The organism is Mesorhizobium sp. P5_C1 (assembly GCF_054049815.1).
The window spans coordinates 1-2,271 of record NZ_JBFULQ010000631.1 but is presented as its reverse complement, the minus strand read 5'-3'; the positions used below and the strand labels follow the sequence as shown (position 1 = coordinate 2,271).

Here is a 2,271-nt window from a genome sequence, read left to right as displayed (position 1 = left end):
AGCAACGCCTGATGCTGGCGCGGCGTCAGGCCGGCGTCTTCCGCCTGGATCTGGCTGAATTCGAGGAAGCGGCGGATCAGGTAGCGAAATTCGGACAGCCGCTGGTAGTCGGACTGCTTGATGGCGGGGCGTGGTTTCTGCGGCTGCGTCATACCAGACATTTGTTCGTTTTCCGGGAAAGCTCAAACGGATTTCGAGCAAAACCGACTTGAATATTTATATCGTGTTACGATACATAGCCAACCGACAAAGCCGGCTGGCCGCCTCGACCATGCCGCGAGATACGGCTCGCCGCCAGAAAGCAAAGTCCGTCATGAAGCCCAATCACTCCAATCCCAGTCATCTCAGGGATTTCACCACCGATGCCAGGGTGCTGCTCGTCGCCGCCATCGCCGTGGTGGTGGCGACGGCGGGGCTGTTTGCCGGCATCGCGCTTTTGAAACTGATCCGGCTTGCCACCAACATTGCCTATTTTGGCCAGTTCACGCTTGCCGATCTGAAGCTGCAGGACACGCCGCTTGGTTATGCCTCGGTCGTCGTCCCGGTGATCGGCGCGCTGATCATCGGGGTGATGGCGCGCTTCGGCAGCGAGAAGATCCGCGGCCACGGTATTCCGGAGGCCATCGAGGCGATCCTGCTCGGGCGCTCGAGGCTCGACGCCAAGGTTGCAATCCTGAAGCCGCTGTCGTCGGCGATTTCGATCGGCTCGGGCGGCCCGTTCGGGGCCGAGGGCCCGATCATCATGACAGGCGGCGCGATCGGCTCGCTGATCGCACAAATGCTGCCGGTCACCGACAATGAGCGCAAGACGCTGCTGGTGGCAGGTGCGGCGGCCGGCATGACCACGGTCTTCGGCACACCGATCGCGGCCATCATGCTGGCGGTCGAACTGCTGCTTTTCGAATGGACCCCGCGTAGCTTCATTCCCGTGGCGGTCGCGGCAATCATTGCCGAGGTCGAGCGCACCATCCTGCATCTGCCCGGGCCGATCTTTCCGTTTCAGGGCGGCATGGAGGTGTCCTTCATCGGCCTTGCCGGCTGGGTCTCGATCGGTGTTGCGGCCGGCCTGTTGTCGGGGCTGCTGACGCAGATGGTCTATGCCTGCGAGGACGGCTTCCAGAAGCTGCCCATTCACTGGATGTGGTGGCCGATGCTGGGTGGCCTGGTGGTCGGCATAGGCGGACTGATCGAGCCGCAGGCGCTCGGCGTCGGCTATGACAACATCACCGACATGCTGGATGGCCGCACGGTCGCCACCGCGGCCCTCGTCCTCCTGGTGGTGAAGGCCATCATCTGGTCGGTGGCGCTTGGTTCGGGAACGTCCGGGGGCGTGCTGGCACCGCTGCTGATCATGGGCGGGGCGATGGGAGCGGTGCTCGCCGGCGTTCTGCCCGCGGCCGATCCGGGCTTCTGGGCGCTGCTGGCGATGGCCGCGACCATGGGCGGCACGATGCGGGCGCCGTTGACCGCAACCTTCTTTGCCGTCGAGCTGACCGGCAACACGCACATGCTGGTGCCGCTGATCGCGGCCTGCGCGGCGGCACATGCCGTCACCGTGCTCTTGATGAAGCGTTCGATCCTGACCGAGAAGATCGCCAGAAGGGGACACCATCTGGTTCGCGAATACCGTGTCGATCCCTTCGCCCTGACCAGGGTGCGCGAGGTGATGACCTCTCAGGTCGAGAGCGTACCTGCTGCGATGACGCTGCATGGCGCGGCGGCATTCCTGACGGCGCCGGAAACGCGGCATCCAAGTTTTCCCGTCGTCGACGAGAACGGGCATGTGCTCGGTCTCATCGATCCGCCGGCAATCCTGCGCTGGAGACGCGCCGGCACGCACCGCACCACGACGCTTGGCGAGCTGCTGGCCGGCAGCAAGATTACGCTGGCCTATCCAGATGAGTATCTTGAGGGTCTCTCCGACAAGCTGCTCCTGGCCAACGTCTCCCATCTGCCTGTCGTCACCCGCGAGGGCCTGCAGCTGGTCGGTTATGTCGGCTGGAAGGATCTGATGCGCGTGCGGTCGAGGAAACAGGCCGAGGAACGCGATCGCTCGACCCTGCTTGCCTTCGGCACCAGACGCAGGAAAAAGACGGACGCGGTCGAGAGCCTCTAGAAGCAATTCCAGGAAAAGTGCGAGACAGTTTTCCGTCCGAAATTGCGTAAAGTCAAAGATTTAGCCGGCGCCGCGCTTTGCCCACTGCAGGACAAAGAGCCGGAGAGCCGAAGACAGGTTGGTGTCGCGGGGCCGCGTCTCGTCGACTTCGGCGA

At 63.5% G+C, this 2,271-nt stretch carries 1 protein-coding gene and 2 pseudogenes; 1 reads left to right on the top strand and 2 read right to left on the bottom strand.

Features of this window, described 5'->3' with window-relative positions; translation table 11 throughout:
- Window positions 1–161, bottom strand: a pseudogene (locus ACXJ7R_RS29105) (MarR family transcriptional regulator); the annotation flags it as partial.
- 152 nt (window positions 162–313) lie between these two features.
- Here ACXJ7R_RS29105 and ACXJ7R_RS29100 point away from each other — a divergent pair.
- Window positions 314–2,116 (top strand): chloride channel protein, encoded by a 1,803-nt coding sequence (locus ACXJ7R_RS29100; protein WP_457154847.1) that lies wholly within the window; start codon window positions 314–316, stop codon window positions 2,114–2,116.
- A 60-nt stretch (window positions 2,117–2,176) separates the two neighbouring features.
- Here the strand turns inward: ACXJ7R_RS29100 and ACXJ7R_RS29095 are convergent.
- A pseudogene (locus ACXJ7R_RS29095) lies at window positions 2,177–2,271 on the bottom strand (ribbon-helix-helix domain-containing protein); the annotation flags it as partial.

Coding starts and splice junctions, on each gene's coding strand:
- ACXJ7R_RS29100 (WP_457154847.1), top strand. CDS start 314: ATGAAGCCCAATCACTCCAATCCCAGTCATCTCAGGGATTTCACCACC.